The sequence below is a fragment of the Nocardia sp. 852002-20019_SCH5090214 genome (assembly GCF_001665865.1).
In the GTDB taxonomy this organism is placed as follows: Bacteria; Actinomycetota; Actinomycetes; order Mycobacteriales; family Mycobacteriaceae; genus Nocardia; species Nocardia nova.
Map to the genome: position 1 here is coordinate 22,441 of NZ_LZMK01000005.1, position 19,486 is coordinate 41,926.

The 19,486-nt window shown below is 68.8% G+C and carries 21 protein-coding genes; 6 read left to right on the forward strand and 15 right to left on the reverse strand.

Translation table 11 applies throughout. The features are described from left to right. Positions 1-13: 13 nt before the first annotated feature. Positions 14-577, forward strand: a complete 564-nt coding sequence (idi, locus tag A5780_RS00135; protein WP_227462773.1) for an isopentenyl-diphosphate Delta-isomerase — start codon at positions 14-16, stop codon at positions 575-577. A gap of 4 nt (positions 578-581) precedes the next feature. Here the strand turns inward: idi and A5780_RS00140 are convergent, their stop codons facing one another. Next, on the reverse strand, positions 582-1,817 hold the full coding sequence (locus tag A5780_RS00140) for a globin domain-containing protein (protein ID WP_063016111.1): 1,236 nt from the start codon (positions 1,815-1,817) through the stop codon (positions 582-584). Positions 1,818-2,034: 217 nt separating this feature from the next. Then, positions 2,035-2,517 carry an Rrf2 family transcriptional regulator gene (locus tag A5780_RS00145; RefSeq protein ID WP_030518247.1) on the reverse strand — a complete coding sequence of 161 codons (483 nt, stop codon included), beginning with the start codon at positions 2,515-2,517 and terminating at the stop codon, positions 2,035-2,037. A 151-nt stretch (positions 2,518-2,668) separates the two neighbouring features. On the opposite strand from A5780_RS00145, the gene ilvA reads away from it, so the two are divergent. Next, positions 2,669-3,889: a threonine ammonia-lyase gene (gene ilvA / locus A5780_RS00150; protein WP_064907401.1), complete on the forward strand. Its 1,221-nt coding sequence runs from the start codon at positions 2,669-2,671 to the stop codon at positions 3,887-3,889. Here the strand turns inward: ilvA and A5780_RS00155 are convergent. The 4 genes from A5780_RS00155 to A5780_RS00170 form a co-directional block, all read right to left on the reverse strand. Next, positions 3,880-4,218: a multidrug efflux SMR transporter gene (locus A5780_RS00155; RefSeq protein ID WP_064907402.1), complete on the reverse strand. Its 339-nt coding sequence runs from the start codon at positions 4,216-4,218 to the stop codon at positions 3,880-3,882. The genes ilvA and A5780_RS00155 overlap by 10 nt on opposite strands. Positions 4,219-4,270: 52 nt before the next feature. After that, entirely contained in the window at positions 4,271-5,686 is a 1,416-nt protein-coding gene (gene argH, locus A5780_RS00160; RefSeq protein WP_064907403.1) for an argininosuccinate lyase, read from the reverse strand. Further along, positions 5,683-6,615 carry a class I SAM-dependent methyltransferase gene (locus tag A5780_RS00165; RefSeq protein ID WP_369817563.1) on the reverse strand — a complete coding sequence of 311 codons (933 nt, stop codon included), beginning with the start codon at positions 6,613-6,615 and terminating at the stop codon, positions 5,683-5,685. Before A5780_RS00165 ends, argH begins: the two co-directional genes overlap by 4 nt. A gap of 508 nt (positions 6,616-7,123) precedes the next feature. Next, positions 7,124-8,326: an argininosuccinate synthase gene (locus A5780_RS00170; protein WP_064907404.1), complete on the reverse strand. Its 1,203-nt coding sequence runs from the start codon at positions 8,324-8,326 to the stop codon at positions 7,124-7,126. Between the two features lie 319 nt (positions 8,327-8,645). Between A5780_RS00170 and A5780_RS39680 the strand changes: the two genes are divergently transcribed. Next, entirely contained in the window at positions 8,646-8,813 is a 168-nt protein-coding gene (locus tag A5780_RS39680; protein ID WP_156055842.1) for a hypothetical protein, read from the forward strand. A gap of 48 nt (positions 8,814-8,861) precedes the next feature. On the opposite strand, the gene A5780_RS00175 is transcribed toward A5780_RS39680, so the two are convergent. Together A5780_RS00175 and A5780_RS00180 are read right to left on the reverse strand one after the other, a co-directional pair. After that, complete coding sequence (locus tag A5780_RS00175) at positions 8,862-9,659, reverse strand: maleylpyruvate isomerase family mycothiol-dependent enzyme (RefSeq protein WP_064907405.1); 798 nt, start codon at positions 9,657-9,659, stop codon at positions 8,862-8,864. Positions 9,660-9,706: 47 nt separating this feature from the next. Continuing rightward, positions 9,707-10,321: a TetR/AcrR family transcriptional regulator gene (locus A5780_RS00180; RefSeq protein WP_064907406.1), complete on the reverse strand. Its 615-nt coding sequence runs from the start codon at positions 10,319-10,321 to the stop codon at positions 9,707-9,709. A gap of 72 nt (positions 10,322-10,393) precedes the next feature. Between A5780_RS00180 and A5780_RS00185 the strand changes: the two genes are divergently transcribed. Both A5780_RS00185 and A5780_RS00190 read left to right on the forward strand, forming a co-directional pair. Further along, positions 10,394-11,263 carry an NmrA family NAD(P)-binding protein gene (locus A5780_RS00185; RefSeq protein WP_064907407.1) on the forward strand — a complete coding sequence of 290 codons (870 nt, stop codon included), beginning with the start codon at positions 10,394-10,396 and terminating at the stop codon, positions 11,261-11,263. A gap of 173 nt (positions 11,264-11,436) precedes the next feature. Continuing rightward, positions 11,437-12,243, forward strand: a complete 807-nt coding sequence (locus A5780_RS00190) for an SAM-dependent methyltransferase (protein ID WP_064907408.1) — start codon at positions 11,437-11,439, stop codon at positions 12,241-12,243. Positions 12,244-12,253: 10 nt separating this feature from the next. Here A5780_RS00190 and A5780_RS00195 read toward each other — a convergent pair whose 3' ends face one another. Then, positions 12,254-12,808, reverse strand: coding sequence for a TIGR03086 family metal-binding protein (locus A5780_RS00195; protein ID WP_063016097.1), 555 nt, complete (start codon positions 12,806-12,808; stop codon positions 12,254-12,256). Between the two features lie 77 nt (positions 12,809-12,885). Between A5780_RS00195 and A5780_RS00200 the strand changes: the two genes are divergently transcribed. Continuing rightward, entirely contained in the window at positions 12,886-13,488 is a 603-nt protein-coding gene (locus tag A5780_RS00200; RefSeq protein ID WP_064907409.1) for a TetR/AcrR family transcriptional regulator, read from the forward strand. 39 nt (positions 13,489-13,527) lie between these two features. Here the strand turns inward: A5780_RS00200 and A5780_RS00205 are convergent, their stop codons facing one another. The 6 genes from A5780_RS00205 to argC are packed head-to-tail and all read right to left on the reverse strand — an operon-like array spanning position 13,528 to position 19,444. Next, on the reverse strand, positions 13,528-14,001 hold the full coding sequence (locus A5780_RS00205) for an arginine repressor (protein ID WP_030518235.1): 474 nt from the start codon (positions 13,999-14,001) through the stop codon (positions 13,528-13,530). A 59-nt stretch (positions 14,002-14,060) separates the two neighbouring features. Next, complete coding sequence (gene argF, locus A5780_RS00210; protein WP_064905887.1) at positions 14,061-14,999, reverse strand: ornithine carbamoyltransferase; 939 nt, start codon at positions 14,997-14,999, stop codon at positions 14,061-14,063. A 2-nt stretch (positions 15,000-15,001) separates the two neighbouring features. After that, a complete protein-coding gene (locus A5780_RS00215) occupies positions 15,002-16,189 on the reverse strand; it encodes an acetylornithine transaminase (protein ID WP_063016106.1) in 1,188 nt (395 codons plus the stop codon). Positions 16,190-16,200: 11 nt separating this feature from the next. Next, complete coding sequence (gene argB / locus A5780_RS00220) at positions 16,201-17,136, reverse strand: acetylglutamate kinase (protein WP_082857217.1); 936 nt, start codon at positions 17,134-17,136, stop codon at positions 16,201-16,203. Then, positions 17,133-18,350, reverse strand: coding sequence for a bifunctional glutamate N-acetyltransferase/amino-acid acetyltransferase ArgJ (gene argJ / locus A5780_RS00225; protein WP_064907410.1), 1,218 nt, complete (start codon positions 18,348-18,350; stop codon positions 17,133-17,135). The genes argB and argJ overlap by 4 nt, the downstream gene beginning before the upstream one ends. Then, positions 18,347-19,444, reverse strand: coding sequence for an N-acetyl-gamma-glutamyl-phosphate reductase (gene argC, locus A5780_RS00230; protein ID WP_064907411.1), 1,098 nt, complete (start codon positions 19,442-19,444; stop codon positions 18,347-18,349). The genes argJ and argC overlap by 4 nt, the downstream gene beginning before the upstream one ends. Positions 19,445-19,486 lie beyond the last annotated feature (42 nt).

A 19,486-nucleotide genomic window follows, 5' to 3' on the forward strand; every position in this document is an offset into this window, starting at 1 on the left:
ATAAGGTGGGACCGTGACCGGCACCCACATCACCTCCACCGACAGCACGGTCGACCGCGAGTCCCTGCCCGTCGAACTGGTCGACGAGCAGGGCCGCGCGACCGGAATCTGCCCGGTGTCCGATGCCCACACCGCGCCCGGACGGCTGCACCGCGCGTTCTCGGTGCTGCTGTTCGGGCCGGACGGCCGGGTGCTGCTCCAGCAGCGGGCCGCGGTCAAGACCCGGTTCCCACTGCGCTGGTCCAACACCTGCTGCGGACATCCGGCGCCGGGGCAGTCCCTCGCCGAGGCCGCCGCGGTCCGGCTGGGTGAGGAACTGCGGGTGAGCGCGGAACTGCGCGAGGTCGGCGTCTATCGCTATCGGGCCGACGATCCGGCGACCGGGCGGGTCGAGGACGAGTGGGATCATGTGCTGATCGGCGAGTTCGCCGGCGTGCCCGACCATCCCGACCCGGCCGAGGTGGCCGCGGTGCGCTGGGCGGAGCCCGATCGGCTGGAGGCCGATATCGCCTCCGCCCCAGCGGATTTCACGCCCTGGTTGCACGGAGTGCTCGCCGCGGCGCGCACCGGCCGCTGACCGCTCAAAGATCCAGCAGCCAGTCGTTGGGCGCGAACAGTTCGAAGTGGACCCGTTCGTCGGACACACCGGCCGCCTTCAGCTGGGCCCGTGCCGCCTGCAGGAAACCGGTGCCGCCGCACAGATAGATGTCGGCCTCCTCGGGCAGGTCGATGCCGGCCAGCGACAGCAGGCCCGCGTGCGCACCGGCGGTGGGCTCCTCGTACCAGACGTGCAGCTCGGCATCCGGTAGACCGGCGACCAGATCGGCCTGAGTGCCGCGCAGCGGGTGCGTGGAGGCGGCGCGGTCGGCGTGCAGCGCCAGCACGCGGCGCGGCGACCCGGCGGCCGCGAGATATTCCAGGATTCCGACCATCGGCGTGACGCCGATACCGGCCGAGATGAGCACCAGCGGCGTCCGCGCGGCGGTGTCGATGGTCAGATCGCCGAACGGCAGCGTGATCTGCAGCCGGTCGCCCACCTCGACGTCGGTGTGCAGCCACGACGACACCTCACCCTCGGGGCGGTCGCCGACGGCGGTGACACGGCGCACCGCGAAGGCCAGCCGGCCCGCGCCGGGAGCGTTGACGAGGCTGTACTGGCGCAACTGCCGGGCGCCGTCGGGCAGATCGGCGCCGACCGAAACATATTGTCCCGGAACGAAGCCGGGAAGGGGCGCGGTCGCGTCGGCGGATTCCACGACGAAGGTGACGGTCTCGGCGGGGTCCTCGACGCGCTCCACCACCCGGACCTCACGGAAGACCGCGCCCGGTTCGACACCGGCGCCCGAGTACAACTCGTTCTCGAATCCCATCAGGGTGTCGGCCATCAGCCAGTAGACCCGGTCCCAGGCGGCCGCGACCTCCGGGGTGACCGCCTCGCCCAGCACGTGCACGATCGCCGCGAACAGATGCTCGTGCACGATCGGATACTGGTCGGGCACCACCCCGAGCGAGGCGTGTTTGTGCCCGATGCGGGCCAGCAACTGGCGCGGATGCGGCAGGTTCGGATCGACGAGGTGGGTGGCGAACGTGGCGATCGAGGCGGCCAGCGCGCGCTGCTGCTCCCCCTGGGCCTGGTTGCCGCGATTGAAGACGTTGCGCAGCAGATCGGGGTGTGCCGCGAAGAGACGCCGATAGAACTCGGCGGTGATGTCGTCGATCCGCGCCCCGATCACCGGCAGGGTCGCCCGCACGATCTCGGCGTGATGCGGTTCCAGTTCGGCGCTGGTGTCCAGGGCCGATGTCGACGCGGTCGTCATGGTGAAACTCCTCTTCGAGCAACAATTCCGGTGCATTACCGGGCGAATTCCACGGTAACCATTTCGGGTGCCTCGAATCCATTTCCGAGCCCGTGTGTTCAATTACGGTTCCGGGTGCGGATTATGTTGTCCGCGCCACATTTTCGTTCGAATACAGCGAAATGCGCTGTGCCACCGAAAATGTTGGTGCACAGCGCATTACGAGGAGGAGATGGGGTCAGGACACAGCGGGAATATCGGCCGCGAAACCGCCGAACGGCAATTTCGGCGAGGCCGACAGATGCAGTAATTGCTGCGTCCGTTGATCGACCAGATCACTGAGTGTGTAGCGGTCGAGTTCTCGATAGAACGACTCCTGCGCCTCCGCCAGGATCCGCCGCAGGCGACACGCCCCGGCCATCGGGCAGGGGTGCTCGCCCACACAGTCGACCACCTCGGCCGCCCCCTCGAGGCCGCGCACGATCTGCCCGACGGTGGCGGTGCGACCGGCGTCGGTGAGGAAGATGCCACCGGCGCGGCCGCGCTGCGAGGCCACCAGGCCCAGTTCGGAGAGTTTGGTGACGGCCTTGGCGACGTAGTGCTCGGAGGCGTTGACCTGCCGGGCGATCAGCTTCGCGGTAACCCGCTCCTCGACGCCGCTGCTCACCGCGAGCCGCATCATCGCCCGCAGCCCCAGATCGGTGAATCGCGACAACTGCATTCCCCCAGGCTACTTAATTCCGCCTTTCAAAAGCGCATTCAGCGGTGTGGGTTCAATTACCCCGCATCGTGCGGATTTTGCGGGCCGGCTCACATCACCATCGCGCGTCCGGCTGCGAGGATTCACCGCAGGCGTCTGGCAGCATGGCCGCATGGAGCTGATCGGATTCGATCGCATCAGCGCGGCCCGGGAGATGCTGGCGCCCGTCATCCGCCGCACCCCGGTGATCGCCTCGCGGGTGCTGTCCGAGCGGACCGGCGCCGATGTGCGGCTCAAATGCGAGAATTTGCAGCGGACGGGGTCGTTCAAGCCGCGCGGCGCGTACTTCCGGATCGCGAATCTCGCCCCTACAGAACGCGCCCACGGGGTGGTGGCCGCGAGCGCCGGCAATCATGCGCAGGGAGTTGCTTGGGCCGCAACGACTTTGGGCATCGCCTCGACGGTGTTCATGCCGGTGGGAGCGCCTCTGCCCAAACTCGTCGCCACTCGCGCCTACGGCGCCACCGTTCATCAGGTGGGCGAGACGGTCGACGAGGCGCTGCTCGCGGCCCAGGAATTCGCCGATCGCAGTGGGGCGACGCTGATCCATCCCTTCGACCATCCGGATATCGTCGCGGGCCAGGCGAGCGTCGGATCGGAACTGCTGGAACAGTTTCCGGACGTCGGGACCGTACTGGTGCCGACCGGGGGTGGCGGACTGCTCGCGGGTGTCGCCGCGGCCCTGCACCCGGCCGCACCGCAGGTGCGGGTGATCGGCGTGCAGGCGGCGCTGGCGGCAGCCTGGCCAGATTCGCTGCGTACCGGGGAACCCGTTGCCCTGCAACGTATGTCGACCATCGCCGACGGCATCGCCGTCGGGCGACCCGGTGAGGTGCCGTTCGCCCATGTCATCGCCCATCAGCCGACGATCGTCACCGTGGGCGAGGACGCGCTCTCGGCAGCCGTGCTGCTGTGCCTGGAACGGGCGAAACTCGTCGTGGAACCGGCGGGCGCGGCGGCGGTCGCGGCGCTGCTGAGCCTGCCCGCCGAGGAACTGCGCCTGCGCGGACCGGTCTGCGCGATCATCTCCGGCGGCAACGTGGATCCGATCCTGCTCACTCGCATCATCGGCCACGGGCTCAGCACCGGCGGGCGCTACCTCGCCGTGCGGATCACCATTTCGGATCGGCCGGGCAGTCTGAGCCGGTTACTCGATGCCGTCGCCGGCACCGGCGCGAATGTGCTCGACGTGGTGCATTCGCGTACTCCCGCGGCTCTGGCGATCGACGAGGTGGAGGTGCAGCTGACCCTCGAGACCCGCGGCCCCGCCCATCGCGACGATGTTCTCGACGCGCTCGAGCGGGCGGAATACGCTGTGCGCGTTCAGGACTGAGCGCGCGTCAGTGCGCCGCCCAGTTCCAGCGCCAGCACCCCGGCGATCAGCAGCGCGATGCCGCCGATCTGCACCGCGGACAGCGGCTCGTCGAGAAACAGCACGCCGATCGTGGCGACCAGCGCCACCCCGATCGCCGACCACACCCCGTAGGCGACACCGACCGACATCCCCCGCTTCAGCGCCTGCGACAGGAAGATGAACGCCGCCACGTAGCCGACCACCACGACGAGGGAGGGCACCAGCTTGGTGAACCCCTCGGACAGCTTCAGCGACACCGTCGCCGACACCTCGGTCACGATGGCCAATCCGAGAAAGAGGAACATCATGCGCGCACGATATCGGGCGCGGTGACCGAAGCGCGGGCAACTACCCGCTGGGTCAGTGCAGCCAGGTACGGGCTTCGGCGGCGGTGGCGCGGACCTCGCTCAGCTGTTCGGCGACCCGCACCCCGGCGGTGCCACCGCGGGAGTTGCGGGAGGCGATGGACCCCTGCACCGTGAGCACCTCGCGTACCTGCGGCGTCAACGCCGGATCCACGGCGGCGAACTCGGCATCGGTGAGCTCGTCCAGGCCGACGCCCCGGGTTTCGGCGGTGCGCACGCACGCACCGGCCGCCTCGTGCGCCACGCGGAACGGAACGCCCTGGCGCACCAGCCATTCCGCGATATCGGTGGCCAGGGTGTACCCGGCGGGCGCCAGTTCGGCCATCCGCTCGGTGTGGAAGGTCAGGGTGGAGACGAGACCGGCGATGGCGGGCAGCAGAAGTTCCAGCTGCGCCACCGAATCGAACAGCGGCTCCTTGTCCTCCTGCAGGTCCCGGTTGTAGGCCAGCGGTTGCGCCTTGAGGGTGGCGAGCAGGCCGGTGAGGTTGCCGATCAGGCGACCGGCCTTACCGCGGGTCAGCTCCGACACGTCGGGATTCTTCTTCTGCGGCATGATCGACGATCCGGTGGACCAGGCATCGGCGAGGGTGATGTAGCCGAATTCCGGTGTGCTCCAGATGATGATCTCCTCCGCCATGCGCGACAGATCGACAGCGATCATCGCGAGGACGAAGGCGGCCTCGGCGGCGAAGTCGCGCGCGGAGGTCGCATCGATCGAATTGGCCGCGGCCGCATCGAAATCCAGGTCGGCGGCGATGGCCTCGGGATCGAGCCCCAGCGACGATCCGGCCAGCGCGCCCGAACCGTACGGGGAGATCGCCGCGCGCTTGTCGAAATCGCGCAGCCGGTCGACGTCGCGCAACAGCGGGTGCGCGTGGGCGAGCAGCTGGTGAGCCAGCAACACCGGCTGGGCCGCCTGCAGGTGGGTCTTGCCGGGCATCACCGCATCCGGATGCGCGGCGGCCTGCTCGACCAGGGCGTCGATGACCTCGAGCACGCCGAAGGCGATGCGGCGCACCGCATCACGCAGCCACATGCGGAACAGGGTGGCCACCTGATCGTTGCGGGAGCGTCCCGCGCGCAACCGGCCGCCGAGTTCGGCGCCGACCCGATCGATCAGACCGCGCTCGAGCGCGCCGTGCACATCCTCATCGGATTCGGCCGGAGTGAAGGCGCCGGAGGCGACATCGGCCGCGAGCCGGTCGAGTCCGTCCAGCATGTCCGCCAGATCGGCCTCCGACAGCAGTCCGGCCTTGTGCAGCACACGAGCGTGGGCCTTGGACGCGCGAATGTCGTAGGGCGCCAGCGCCCAGTCGAAATGGGTCGATTTGCTCAGCGCCGCCATGGCCGCGGCGGGGCCGGAGGCGAAACGCCCACCCCACAGCGCGCCCTCGTTGGTGGCTTGGCTCATCGGTTCTCGTCTCCTCGTGTGGCGGTCATCAAAATGTGGCGGTTCAGTTCGGCGCGAGCGGCCTCGGGCTGCTCGCGGCCGTGGTCGGACAGGACGGCGACCGGATCGCCGACCGTCACGGCCCAGCCGTGCGCGGTGAACCAGTCGCGCGGGTCGGTACGGCCCTCCCAGGGGTACCAGAGTTCTTCGAGGTTCAGCGTGATCCCGGCCTCGGCGAGCAGTCGCTTGCGGCGCTCCCGCATCGCTTGCAGTGCGGGCGAATCCTCGCTCCGTCCGCGTCCGATGTTCAGGGCGATCCGGCTGCCGGGCGCGCTGAGCGCCGCGATATCGCCGAACAGCCGGTCCTGCGCCTCGCCGGGCAGGTAGCGCAGCAGTCCCTCCGCCAGCCAGGCGGTCGGTGCGGTGGGATCGAAACCGTTGTCCCACAGCTCCTTCGGCCAATCCTGGCGCAGATCCACGCCGATCGCGCGCCGGTCGACGGCGGGCTGCTCATCGGCGAGCACGGAGTTCTTGAACTCCAGCACCTTCGGCTGGTCGATCTCGAAAACCACAGTGCCGGAAGGCCATTCGATCCGATAAGCACGGGCGTCGAGTCCGCTCGCGAGGATCACGACCTGCCGGATGCCGGCGGCGGAGGCGGCAGCGAAGTACTCGTCGAAGTAGACCGTGCGAGCGATGAGCATCGCGGCCAGCGAGCTGTAGGCATGCCCGCCCTCGCCGGCGGGATCCGCACCGGCCGATGTCGCCGCGACCTGAGCGCGCATGATGTGGCTCCAGCCCGAACCGGCGGCCTCGACCAGACGCGCGGCGTAGGGATCACGGAACAGCGCATCGGGGCGCCGGGTCTCGGCCGCCCGCATCGCGGCCACACCGATGGCGGTCGCGCCGACACTCTCGGTGATATCCCAGCTGTCGTCGTCACTGCGCACGGACATCTCCTCCCGTTCGGGCTGCGTCGCCTTCTACACGATGCGCACCCTGCGGTCGTGCGGTTTCACCCGGTGGCAGGCTACTCCGCGCCTGGTGGGGCGCCGGACTCCGCACCACGGATGTACACGCTCGGCGAGGTGTGGGTGCGGCCGGATCACGCCGACTTCCCGCCGGAGGCGATCCGGCATTGCGGGGACGATTGCCAAACGCAACGGCATTCGGTAGGTCACCGCGAGTCTTCGCGATCCGTCGGCCGGTGCTGTGCGTCGGCGCCTCCGACCGGATACTCGTGAACCTCTCCGCCCGAGCGTCGCGCTCGCGAGAGCGGCGGCCCTACGGGGCATCGCAGCGCACCTCCGGCTCGACACACGCGCCGACATGGACACCCTGCTCGGCGGCTCGGCCATCGACCGAACGATGACCGAGCGCTCGCGGCGACGACCGGCTGCCGCTGCTCCCGACCGGCCGCACGACTCGGCCGATCGTGCGGCCGAGCCCGCCGGCTTCCTACTTCTTGGACAGGTCCCGGCGCGCGGCGACCTTGGAGGACAGGCCGTGGATCTGGACGAAGCCCTTGGCCAGCGACTGGTCGAAGCTGTCGCCCTCGTCGTAGGTGGCCAGGTTGAAGTCGTAGAGCGACTCCTCGCTGCGGCGGCCGTTGACGACGACGTTGCCGCCGTGCAGCACCATGCGCACCTCACCGGAGACGTGCTGCTGGGTGTCGCGCACGAAGGCGTCCAGAGCCCGCTTGAGCGGGGAGAACCACAGGCCGTCGTAGACCAGCTCGCCCCAGCGCTGCTCGACCTGACGCTTGTAGCGGCCGAGTTCGCGCTCGACGGTGACGGCCTCGAGCTCCTGGTGCGCGGTGATCAGCGCGATGGCGCCCGGCGCCTCGTAGATCTCGCGGCTCTTGATGCCGACCAGGCGGTCCTCGACCATGTCCAACCGGCCCACGCCCTGGCGACCCGCGCGCTTGTTGAGCTCGGTGATGGCCTCGAGCACGCTGACCGGGCGGCCGTCGATCGCGATCGGCACGCCCTTGTCGAAGGTGACGATCAGTTCGTCGGGCGCCTCGAAGTTGACGGTCGGGTCGACGGTGTAGTCGTAGACGTCCTTGGTCGGCGCGTTCCACAGATCCTCGAGGAAGCCGGTCTCCACCGCGCGGCCCCAGAGGTTCTGGTCGATCGAGAACGGCGACTTCTTGCTGACGGTGATCGGCAGCGCGTTCTCCTCGGCGAAGGCGATGGCCTTCTCCCGGGTCCACGCGTAGTCGCGCACGGGGGCGATGACGTTCAGATCGGGCGCGAGCGCGCCGATGCCGACCTCGAAGCGAACCTGGTCGTTGCCCTTACCGGTGCAGCCGTGCGCGACGGTGGTCGCGCCGTGGTACTCGGCCGCCTCGACCAGGTGCTTGACGATCAACGGGCGGCTGATCGCGGACACCAGCGGGTAGCGGCCCATGTAGAGGGCGTTGGCCTGCACGGTCGGCAGGCAGTACTCGTCGGCGAATTCGTCGCGGGCGTCGACCACGATGGCCTCGACCGCGCCGCAGTCCAGTGCACGCCGGCGCACCACGTTCATGTCCTCGCCGCCCTGACCAAGATCGATCGCGACGGCGACCACCTCGGCCCCGGTCTCCTTGCCGATCCAGCTGATGGCAACGGAGGTGTCCAACCCGCCGGAATAGGCGAGTACGACGCGATCGGCCATATCTGATGCTCCTCAGGTTCGTGCGTATGCGTAGGGGGTGCGCGATGTCACCGGTGCGATGTGCCGCCGCTACCCGCCCTCGGACGGCTCACATCAACTGCAAATGATTATGCATGATGATGCAATCCCATTCATAACCGGGGGTGGGCGTACCACCGCCCGAGCACCACGGCGCCCCCACCGGCCCACCCGACGGATCGGACAACCGCGGACATTCACCCCGAAACCCGTGAGTGTCAATGAGATTGCCGCAACCGGGTATCACCGATATGTCACCCTGATAGCGAACGACCCCAGATGCCCCGGGAAAGGCGGACCCATGCTCTCCACGTTTGCGGGTTATTTCGGCACGATCGGCTCCGATGTGCTGGCGATCGGCCAATCGGTGATCACCCTCATCTCCGACCTCATCGGCGCGGGCGGCGCGGGCACGCCGGGCGGCGGCTTCGGCGGGAACTACCCGCCCGGACAGTATCCGCTGGCCTGAGCCGCGGGACCCGAGCGCCGGGCCGGCGGTTCGTTGCGGGCCCGCTACTCACCCGAAGCTGACCCGATCGAGCCAGAAGTCGAACAGTTCCCGCTCGCCCAGGATCTCGATATCGGCGTCCTCGACCGGCCGGCGCCGATAGATCACCAGCAGGAGTTCGGTGAGCGGCCCGCGAATCGCGACCGCGGCGCGCTCGTGGGCGCGCCGCCAGCCGATGGCATCGCCGGTGAGATCGACGATCCATTCGGCTTGCAGCTCCTCGGACGTGTCGGTGGCATGGAAGTGCAGCGTGCGACCGGGCCCCAGCAGTTCCCGCGCCTCCGGCTTGTAGTCGAACATCACCGGCAGCGAGCCCAGTTCCAGCCATTCGTCGATGGCGTCCGCGGCCACATCCGGCGCGGCGCGATATTCGGCACCCAGCGCGAGCGTGGCATCCGCGCGATGGATCAGCGTTTCGTGGGTGAAGCGGCGGGCGTAGAAGTCCGTGGTCGGCACGACCGGCACCGGCGTCCAGAGCGCGAGGCCGGGCCCCGCCTCGAGCAGTTCGGCGGACAGCTCCGCGGCACCCTCGGCGAGCCAATCACGTAATTGTTCGGGGTCCTCGTCCAGATATCCGGACAGATCCCGGAACGCGAAGTCGTCCTCCGGCAACGGTTCTCGAACCCGGCCGGCCACGGCCGCCCGTGCCCACCGCTGCGCACCGCCGAGGTGGCGTCCCAGCTGGCCCACGGTCCAGCCCGGACAGGTCGGGACGGGAAGCGCGGTATCGGCATGCGCGAGTGTGGCTCGCAGCAAGTCGGTCTGGGCAACGATCTCATCGCAGTACCGCTCGAAGGTCAGCGCCATGCGCACACCCTACGGACGGGCACCGACAGATTCACGGACTCGACGCGTCAGGCGTCTCCAAGTACTCCGGTGACGATCCGGCGAATTCGGTCGTGGTCCGGATCGGTCGTGGCCGGTTGCCGTTCGGGCCACTCGTGCGGCGCTTCCTCGATGCCGAACAGGACCGCCGTGAAGCGCGGATGGATTGCGAGAGAGAAGATTTCGTCGACGGCGGCGAGCGCCTCGGATTCGGGCAGCTGCCACTTCGCCGCCACGAATGCGGCGAGATTGCGCCGGGTGGTCGCGAAGATGGCGTCGTAGAAATCGGCGGCGGCCGCCGGTACCCGCTCCGCTTCGGCGATCACCAGCCGGCAGGTGCGCACGGACTGGACCCAGACCACCGACCGGAGGAATCCGACGCAGTATCCGGTCACCGCGTCCAGTCGGTCGTCACCGTAGTCCTCGGGAGTCCCCAGCCGGTTCAGATGCAGGCCGCGCACGAAGTCGACGACGGCGAGGAACAGCGCGTCCTTGTTCTCGAAATGCGCGTACAGGGTTCGCTTCGAGGTTTCGGCGCGCGCGGCCAGCACATCCATCGACGTCCGCTCGAACCCCACCTCGAGGAAGACGTCCTTCGCCGTCCACAGGATGTGTTCGCGCAGCCGATCACCACGCCTCGCCATGCGGTCTTCCCTTCCGTCAAAGTAAACGGTACGGTGTAGTTTACTTACGTCGCACTCGTTCAGGAGTAGTTCATGATCGTCGTAACCACACCTACAGGCAGTATCGGACAGCAGGTCCTCGATCTCGTGGCCGGCAGCGACCAGCCGATCCGGGTGATCGCCCGCGATCCGGCGCGCCTGGCCCCGCACATCCGCGAGCGGGTCGAGGTGGTCCAGGGATCGACCTCCGATCGCGAGGTCGTCGCCGCCGCGTTGAAGGGCGCCGACACCGTGTTCTGGCTGGTTCCGCCGAATCCGTCGGCGCCCAGCGTGCCCGGTCACCTGCTGGAATTCGTGACGCCGCTGTGCGAGGCGCTCGACAGCATCGGCCGGATCGTCGCCGTCTCGAGCCTCGGTCGCGCCAACGGCCGCAAGGCGGGACAGATCTCGGCGATTTTCGCGATGGACGCGCTGATCGAGAGCAGCGGGGTGCATTACCGGTCGCTGTGCCCGCCCGGATTCATGGACAATATGCTGCGGCAGGTCGATCCGATCCGGAACCTCGGCACCTTCTTCGGCACCGTATCCGGCGATCACCGGTTGCCCGCCTGTGCCACACGGGATATCGCGGCCGTCGCGGCCCGGCTGCTGCTCGACGATTCCTGGACCGGACAGGACAGCGTGGAGATCCGCGGTCCGGAAGATCTGTCGCACAACGATATGGCGCGCATCATGTCCGAGGTACTCGGCCGCCCGATCGGCTACCAGCAGGTCTCGGCGGCCGACTACACGGCATCGCTGACGGCGCACGGGATGAGCGCGGCCTGGGCGCAGGGGCTGGCGGATATGTCGGCCGCCGTCGACGACGGCCTCTACGACACGCCTCGCACACCGGAGTCCTACTCCCCCACCGGTTTCCGGCAGTGGTGCGAGGAGGTGCTAGCTCCGGCGGTCGCCGGCTGATTCGCCCGATTCGGTCGTCGGGTCCGGAATGTCACCCGCGCCATCGGCGGCCGCCGTTCCGGACCCCCAAACCCTTTGATCGGCAACGCCTTCCGGTCGACGCGGAATCCGTGCACGAGCGCTTGATTTCGAATACCATCCGATCGAGACGATCCCGTGCCGACAGGAATGTGATGAACGCGTCCGACAGCAGTGCGACCTCCGATGCCGAGGCGCCCAGCAGTGCCCGCATCTACGACTACGCACTGGGCGGCAAGGACAACTACGAAGTCGACCGCCGCGCGCTCGAGAAGGTCATGGAAGGCTTTCCGACGGTACGGATCGCGGCCCGGCACAACCGGCAATTCATGCACCGCGCGGTCGACGCCCTCGCCGATGCCGGGGTGAAACAGTTCCTCGACATCGGCACGGGCATCCCGACCGAACCCAATCTGCATCAAGTGGCGCAGGAGCGGGCCCCGGAGGCCCGCGTGGTGTACGTCGACAACGACCCGGTGGTGCTGGCACACGCGCGTGCCCTGCTCGCGGGATCGCCCGAGGGCCGCACCGCCTACATTCAGGCCGACCTCACCGATCCCGAGGCGATCCTGGCCGCATCGGAATTGCGCGAGACCCTCGACCTGGCCAGTCCGGTGGCGTTGAGCCTGGTCGCGGTGCTGCATTTCCTGTCCGCCGAACAGAATCCGGCCGGCGTCCTGAAGACCCTGCTCGACAACCTCGCGCCCGGCTCGTTCGTCGTCGCGTCACACATCACCGCCGATCTGGACCCGGACGGGATGGACCGGGCGCTAGAGATGTATCGCCGCAGCGCCGTATACGCGCAGGCCCGCACCCGCGACGAATTCGCCGCCTTCTTCGACGGCCTCGAACTGCTGGATCCGGGCGTCGTCGCGGTCAACCGCTGGCGCCCCGGCATCGAACCTCCGTCCTGGCTCGATGCCCAGGTCAACTGCTGGGGCGCGGTCGCCCGCAAGCCGTAGCGTTCGATGCTCAGCCGCGCCAGTCCGGGTCGCGGCCGAGGAGGGCGACTATACGGTCCAGTGGCGGGCGTGATTCGTCCTCGGCCAGCCGGGGCCGGTAGGCGCCGCCGGGGCCGGTGAGCGGGCTGCCGGGCGCGGTGATCGACCGGGCGATCGGCAATGCCACCGCCGTCAATCGCGGCGGGACGGGACAGGGACGGTGCAGCGCCCGCGCGAGGTCCCAGCGGTGAGTGAGCATGTCCACCAGATGGATGCCCAGCACTCGTTCGGTGGCGAGCGGGCCGGACCGCGGCAGTTCCACGACCTCACCGGAGCGCTCGATCGCCGCGATCCACCGGGCCGTGACGTGCGCGAACGCGGCGCGCGGATCGTCGATGAATTCGGCCGAGGTCCCGAGCACGGAGGAGTTGACCGCCTCGTGCCGCTCGTTCATATGCGTGATCAGATCGGCGACATTCCATCCCGCGCACGGCGTCGGCGCGGTGAGATCCGCGTCCTCGAGTGTGACCACATCGTGGCCGATCAGGGCCAGAGCCATCGCGTCCAGCCGCAGAAGTTCGCTCATCACAACACCTTTCATCGTTTAGCGTACGAGCGTTCGCCAAATGACTATAGCGAACGATCGGACGCTATGCTGAACGGATGTCACCTCGCCGTTCCGCCGTCGACGCATCTCGCACGCGAGAGCGCATCGTCTCCGTCGCCGTCGAGCAGGCCTCGCTGAGGGGCCTGGAGGGTGTGACGATCGGATCTCTCGCCGAGAGCCTGGAGATGAGCAAGGCCGGCGTCGTCGGCCCCTTCGGCTCGCGGGAACAGCTGCAACTCGCTGCCCTGGAACAAGCCGGGAAGATCTTCCGCGAGGCGGTGATCGCACCGCTGGAGGGATTGCCGCCGGGCATCGAACGGTTGGGGCGGATGATCGACAACTGGATCGCCTATCTGGCCGAATGCCCTTTTCCCGGAGGCTGTTTCGTCACCGCGGCCTCGACCGAACTCGACGGCCGGCCGGGAGCGCTCCGCGATCGCCTCCGCGCGTACGTGGACGGCGCTCGCGCAGCGCTGGCAGCCGAAATCGTTGCCTGCCGAGCAGAATCGGACGGCCCCCATCGCCCGGTGGACGAACTGGTCACCACTGTCATCGGAATCACGATGGCGGTCAACCAGGAGGTTCAACTGCTGGACGATCCCCGCGCGGCCGATCGCGGGCGGGCGGCGCTTCGAGCCGCCTTGGGGCTGGCGCCGTGAAGCAGACGTCCGAGCCGGGTCGATCTCCGATTCGGCCGTCTACGCCAAATGTTCGATCTTCGCGGCCAGTTCGGCACCCGTCATGGGTTCGCGGGCGATGACCGCGATGGTGTCGTCACCGGCGATGGTGCCGACCACTTCGGGCAGTGCCGCGCGGTCGAGTGCGCTGGCCAGAAAGTGCGCCGCACCCGGCGGCGTCCGCAGGACAGCGAGGTTGCCGCTGTGGTCGGTGGAGACCAGCAGGTCGCCGAGCAGTTTGGAGAGCCGGGACGTGCCGCCGGTGACGCCGCGCACGGGGCTGCCGTCCTCGGGGACGACGTAGATACCGGCGCCACCGTCGGCGGCGCGCAGTTTCACCGCGCCGAGTTCGTCCAGATCACGCGACAGGGTGGCCTGGGTGGTTTCGATGCCCTCGTCGGCGAGCAGGGCAGCCAACTCGGTCTGGCTGCGAACCGCGTTGGCGGACAACAGTTCCACGATGCGCTGCTGGCGCCCGGCGCGGGTGCGTGCGATGGCCGGGCCGGTGCGCGGACCCTCCGATCCGGCGCCCGACCCGTTCGTTCTCGCAGTGCTCACGCCGCACCGCCCGATCGTCGCTCCAGCAACCACACCAGCAGCGCCTTCTGCGCGTGCAGCCGGTTCTCGGCCTCGTCCCACACGACACTGTGCGGGCCGTCGAGCACCTCGTCGGTGATCTCCTCGCCTCGATGCGCCGGAAGGCAATGCAGCACAACCACATCCGAGGCGGCATGGGCGAGCAGTTCGGCGTTCAGCTGGAACGGGCGGAACGGGCCGACCCGGTCGAGGCCGTCGTTCTCCTGCCCCATCGAGGTCCAGGTGTCGGTGACCAGGGCGTCGGCGCCGGTGGCCGCCGCGACCGGATCCTCGGTCAGGGTGATCGTGGCGCCGGTTTCGGCGGCCCGCTTGCGGGCGGCCTCGAGCACCCAGTCGTACGGCTGGAACCCCTCGGGCGCGGCGATGGTGATATCCAGTCCGGCGGTGACGCCGCCCAGCAGCAGCGAATGCGCCATATTGTTCGCGCCGTCGCCGAAGTAGGTGAGTTTGCGCCCGGCGAGTTCGCCCTTGCATTCGCGCAACGTCAGCAGATCGGCCAGCACCTGGCACGGATGGAACTCGTTGGACAGCGCGTTCACCACCGGAACCGTTGCCGCCGAAGCCATCTCGTCGAGCCGGTGCTGTTCGAAGGTGCGCCAGACGACGGCGTCGACGTAGCGCGACAGCACCCGTCCGGTATCGGCGAGGGTTTCCTCGCGGCCCAGCTGGGTGTCGCGGCCGTCGACCACCACCGCGTGCCCGCCGAGTTGCGCGATGCCCATCTCGAAGGAGAACCGGGTACGGGTGGAGTTCTTCTCGAAGATCACACCCACCCCGCGCGGCCCCTCCAGCGGCCGACGGGAAATCGGCGCGGCCTTCAATTCCGCTGCCAGCGCTAAGATTTCGGCCTGTTCGGCGGGCGTGACGTCGTCGTCACGCAGGAAATGCCGCACCATGGTCACTCACTCTCCTGGGAAGCCGCGTCGAGGATGCCGGGCAGGTCGGCGAGGAAGCCCTGCGCCTGTGCCTCGGTCAGGATCAGCGGCGGGGCCAACCGGATCACATTCGGCTTCGGCGGGTTGATCAGATAGCCGGCGGCACGCGCGGCCGCCTCGACCTTCGCCGAAACGTCCTCGGTCAGTTGGATTCCGATCAGCAGCCCCGCGCCGCGCACGTGGTCGACCAGCGGATGGCCGAGTTCCTCGATGCCGTCGATCAGCGTTTTGCCGACCGATTCGACGTGCGCGGCCAGCCCCTGCTCGTCGATGGTCCGCAGCACCGCCAGCGCCGCCGCGGCGCTGACCGGATTACCGCCGAAGGTGGTGCCGTGCAGTCCGGGGGTGAGCAGTTCCGCCGCCCGGCCCTGCGCCAGCACCGCGCCGATGGGCAGACCGCCACCCAGCCCCTTGGCCAGCGTGATCACATCGGGCACGATGCCCACGGCCTGATGCGCGAAAAACGGTCCGGTGCGGCAGATTCCGGTCTGCACCTCGTCGAGGATCAACAGCGCGCCGTGCTCGGAGGTGATCCGGCGGGCCTCGGCCAGATAGTCCAGCGGCGGCACCACCACACCGCTCTCCCCCATGATCGGCTCGAGGAAGACCGCGGCGGTATCGGAATCCACCGCGGCGGCCAGCGCGGCGGCGTCACCGTAAGGCACGTGCACGACACCGGGTGGCATCGGTTCGAACGGCGCCCGCTTCGACGGCTGCCCGGTGAGCGCGAGCGCGCCCATAGTGCGGCCGTGGAAGGCCTCGTCACAGGCGACGATCTTGTGCCGTCCGGTGAGGCGCGCGATCTTGAACGCCGCCTCGTTGGCCTCGGTGCCCGAATTACAGAAGAACGCCCGGCCGTGTCCGTCACCGAAATGCGCGAGCAGCTTCTCGGCCAGTTCCAGAACCGGCTCGCTGACATACAGATTCGAGACGTGGCCGAGGGTGCCGAGTTGCTGGGTGACAGCCTCCACGATCGCCGGATGGGCGTGGCCCAGGCTGTTGACCGCGATACCGCCCAGGAAGTCGACGTAGCGGTTGCCCTCGGCGTCGTAGACGACCGCGCCCGAGCCGCGCACCAGCGCCACCTTCGGGGTGCCGTAGTTGTTCATCAGCGCGGACGACCACCGCTGCTGCAATTGCTCTGTGCTCATGACGTTGTCGCTCATGACGTTGTCGTTCCTGCCGTCTCGGGTGGGGTCACCATCGTTCCGATACCTTCCCCGGTGAACAGTTCCAGCAGTACCGCATGCGGTACCCGGCCGTCGATCACATGTGCGGTCGGGACACCGGCCTGCACCGCGCGCAGGCAGGCCTCCATCTTCGGCACCATGCCCGCGTCCAGGCTCGGCAGCAGTGCGGCCAAGGCGGCGGTGTCGATATGGGTGGTCAGTGACGAGCGGTCGGGCCAATTCGTGTACAGGCCTTCGACATCGGTGAGTACCACCAGCTTCTCCGCGCCGATGCCCTGGGCCAGCGCGGCGGCGGCGGTGTCGGCGTTGATGTTGTGCACCACGCCGTCGGCATCGGGCGCGATGGTCGAGACCACCGGAATGCGCCCGGCGCGAACGAGATCCAGCACCGCGTCCGGATTGACGGCGGTGACGTCGCCGACCAGGCCGATATCGGTCTGCTCGCCGTCGACGGTGACGGTGCGGCGGGTGGCGGTGAACAGCCGCGCGTCCTCACCGGAGATGCCGACCGCGTACGGGCCGTGCGCGTTGATCAGCCCGACCAGTTCCCGGCCGACCTGACCGAACAGCACCATCCGCACCACATCCATCACCTCGGGGGTGGTGACGCGGAAGCCGCCGCGGAATTCGCCCTGCAGCCCCAGCTTCTTCAGCATGGCGCTGATCTGCGGGCCACCGCCGTGCACCACCACCGGGTGCACGCCGACGGTGCGCAGGAACGCCATATCGGCGGCGAAAGCGTGTTTGAGGGTGTCGTCGATCATGGCGTTGCCGCCGTATTTGACGACCACGATCTTGTCGCGGAACTTCTGCAGCCACGGCAGCGCGCCGGCCAGCACGTGCGCCTTGTCCAGCGCCGACAGGTCCTGGGTGGTCACCGGAACCTCCGGTGTCGCTTCGGTGGTCATGAGCTGTAGGCCGAATTCTCTTCGACGTAGCCGTGCGAGAGGTCGGTGGTGCGCACGGTGGCGGTGCCCTCGCCGAGCCCCAGTTCCACCAGCACCGCGATATCGGGCCCGGACAGGTCCACCTCACGTGCGCCCGGAGCGCCGGTTCCGTTAACGCACACCGGATTTCCGTTGAACGACACGGTCACCCGATCGGGATCGAGTTCGATGGGAGCGATGCCCACCGCGGCCAGCACCCGGCCCCAGTTCGGATCGGAACCGAAGAACGCGGTCTTGACCAGCGAGTCGCGGGCGACCGCGCGAGCGGCGATCAGCGCCTCGTCCTCGCTCACCGCGCCGGTGACGGTGATCTCGACGCGCTTGGTGACGCCTTCGGCGTCGGCCATCAGCTGCGCGGCGAGGTCGTCGCAGACCGCCAGCACCGCGGCGTCGAGCTCCTCCTGGCTCGGGGTGACGCCGCTGGCGCCGTTGGCCAGCAGCAATACGGTGTCGTTGGTCGAGCAGGAGCCGTCGACGTCGAGCCGGTCGAAGGTCAGCCGGGTGGCATTGCGCAGCGCCGTATCCAGCTGCTGCGGGGTGGCGGCGGCGTCGGTGGTGACCACGACCAGCATGGTGGCCAGCGACGGGGCGAGCATGCCCGCGCCCTTGGCCATCGCGCCGACATTCCATTTGTCGGCGTGATGGAACGCGGCCTGCTTGGGCACGGTGTCGGTGGTCATGATGGCGTGCGCGGCGTCGGTGCCGCCGGACAGGCCGCCCGCCATCTCGTGCACGATCTCGGTCACGCCGGGCAGCAGTTTGTCCATCGGCAGCCGGTCACCGATCAAACCCGTTGAGCAGACCGCGATTTCGCCCGCGCCGGTTTCGGTTCCCCAGTTGCTCAACGCTTTCGCCAGTTCCTCGGCGGTGGCGTGGGTGTCCTGGAATCCGCCCGGGCCGGTGCAGGCGTTGGCGCCGCCGGAATTGAGGATCACCGCGCGCAGGCGCCCGCTGGTGAGCACCTGCTGCGACCACAGCACCGGCGCGGCCTTCACCTTGTTGCGGGTGAACACACCCGCCGCGGCATAGTCGGGCCCTTCGTTGAAAACCAGTGCCAGATCGAGCTTTCCGTTCGCCTTGATGCCGGCTGCGATGCCGGCGGCCCGGTATCCGAGCGGTGCGGTCACACCCTGGGTGCGGACCAGTTTGCCGCCGGCGATATCGGTGTCGGTCACGGTGCCACTCCTACGGTGGAAAGTCCGGCGGTCTCGTCGAGACCGAGAGCGAGATTCATCGATTGCACCGCGGCGCCCGCGGTGCCCTTGGTCAGATTGTCGATGGCGCCGATCACCACCAGCGTGCGGGCGGCGGTGTCGACGGCGACCTGCAGGGTGATGGCGTTGGAGCCGACCACCGAACCGGTCTGCGGCAGTACGCCTTCGGGCAGCAGGTGGATGAACGGTTCGTCGCCGTATGCCTTGTCGTAGACCGCGCGGGCGGCGGCCAGGTCGGCCACCGCGCCCGCGGCGTCGGGGCGCAGGCGCGCGGTGCAGGTGGCCAGGATGCCGCGCGGCATCGGGGCCAGCACCGGCGTGAAAGAGACTGTGACATCGCCGATGTCGGCGCCCGTCGCCGCGGCCGCGGCCTTCAGGTTCTGCGCGATCTCGGGGGTGTGCCGGTGCGCGCCGGCGATGTTGTAGGCGCGGACCGAGCCCATCACCTCCGAACCCAGCAGCCCCACGTCGAGTTTGCGGCCCGCGCCCGAGGTGCCGCTCACCGCGACCACGGTCACATCCGGTTCGACGATGCCCGCCCCGACCGCCGGCGCCAGCGCCAGACTCGACACCGTCGGATAGCAGCCCGGTACCGCGATCCGGGTGGCCCCGCGCAGCTGTTCCCGGGCGCCGGGCAGCTCCGGCAGACCGTAGGGCCAGCTTCCGGCATGCGGGGATCCGTAATAGGTCTCCCAGTCCTGGGGGTCGGTGAGCCGGAAATCGGCCCCGCAGTCGATGATCACCGTGGACTCCGGCAGCTGCTGCGCGATGGCGGCGGACTGCCCGTGCGGCAGCCCGAGGAACACCACGTCGTGCCCGGCCAGCACCTCCGCCGTGGTCGCCTCGAGGACGCGATCGGCCAGCGGCAGCAGATGCGGCTGCAGCTGTGCCAGCGTGGTCCCGGCATTGGATCCCGCGGTCAGCGCCCCGATCTCGAGGCGCCCGGCTCGGTACTCCGGATGCCCCAGCAGCACACGCAGGACCTCACCGCCCGCGTATCCGCTCGCACCAGCTACCGCGACCCGCACCACGGGCCCACTCGAGGTATCCGCCATGTGATGATTATGCACGATCATGCAAGCTCATTCACGGGCGGG

What these genes read in the sequence shown, in the direction of transcription:
- A5780_RS00140 (WP_063016111.1), bottom strand. Translation starts at nt 1,817, where the DNA reads ATGACGACCGCGTCGACATCGGCCCTGGACACCAGCGCCGAACTGGAA.
- A5780_RS00145 (WP_030518247.1), bottom strand. Translation starts at nt 2,517, where the DNA reads ATGCAGTTGTCGCGATTCACCGATCTGGGGCTGCGGGCGATGATGCGG.
- ilvA (WP_064907401.1), top strand. Translation starts at nt 2,669, where the DNA reads ATGGAGCTGATCGGATTCGATCGCATCAGCGCGGCCCGGGAGATGCTG.
- A5780_RS00155 (WP_064907402.1), bottom strand. Translation starts at nt 4,218, where the DNA reads ATGATGTTCCTCTTTCTCGGATTGGCCATCGTGACCGAGGTGTCGGCG.
- argH (WP_064907403.1), bottom strand. Translation starts at nt 5,686, where the DNA reads ATGAGCCAAGCCACCAACGAGGGCGCGCTGTGGGGTGGGCGTTTCGCC.
- A5780_RS00170 (WP_064907404.1), bottom strand. Translation starts at nt 8,326, where the DNA reads ATGGCCGATCGCGTCGTACTCGCCTATTCCGGCGGGTTGGACACCTCC.
- A5780_RS39680 (WP_156055842.1), top strand. Translation starts at nt 8,646, where the DNA reads ATGCTCTCCACGTTTGCGGGTTATTTCGGCACGATCGGCTCCGATGTG.
- A5780_RS00175 (WP_064907405.1), bottom strand. Translation starts at nt 9,659, where the DNA reads ATGGCGCTGACCTTCGAGCGGTACTGCGATGAGATCGTTGCCCAGACC.
- A5780_RS00180 (WP_064907406.1), bottom strand. Translation starts at nt 10,321, where the DNA reads ATGGCGAGGCGTGGTGATCGGCTGCGCGAACACATCCTGTGGACGGCG.
- A5780_RS00185 (WP_064907407.1), top strand. Translation starts at nt 10,394, where the DNA reads ATGATCGTCGTAACCACACCTACAGGCAGTATCGGACAGCAGGTCCTC.
- A5780_RS00190 (WP_064907408.1), top strand. Translation starts at nt 11,437, where the DNA reads ATGAACGCGTCCGACAGCAGTGCGACCTCCGATGCCGAGGCGCCCAGC.
- A5780_RS00195 (WP_063016097.1), bottom strand. Translation starts at nt 12,808, where the DNA reads ATGAGCGAACTTCTGCGGCTGGACGCGATGGCTCTGGCCCTGATCGGC.
- A5780_RS00200 (WP_064907409.1), top strand. Translation starts at nt 12,886, where the DNA reads ATGTCACCTCGCCGTTCCGCCGTCGACGCATCTCGCACGCGAGAGCGC.
- argF (WP_064905887.1), bottom strand. Translation starts at nt 14,999, where the DNA reads ATGGTGCGGCATTTCCTGCGTGACGACGACGTCACGCCCGCCGAACAG.
- A5780_RS00215 (WP_063016106.1), bottom strand. Translation starts at nt 16,189, where the DNA reads ATGAGCACAGAGCAATTGCAGCAGCGGTGGTCGTCCGCGCTGATGAAC.
- argB (WP_082857217.1), bottom strand. Translation starts at nt 17,136, where the DNA reads ATGACCACCGAAGCGACACCGGAGGTTCCGGTGACCACCCAGGACCTG.
- argC (WP_064907411.1), bottom strand. Translation starts at nt 19,444, where the DNA reads ATGGCGGATACCTCGAGTGGGCCCGTGGTGCGGGTCGCGGTAGCTGGT.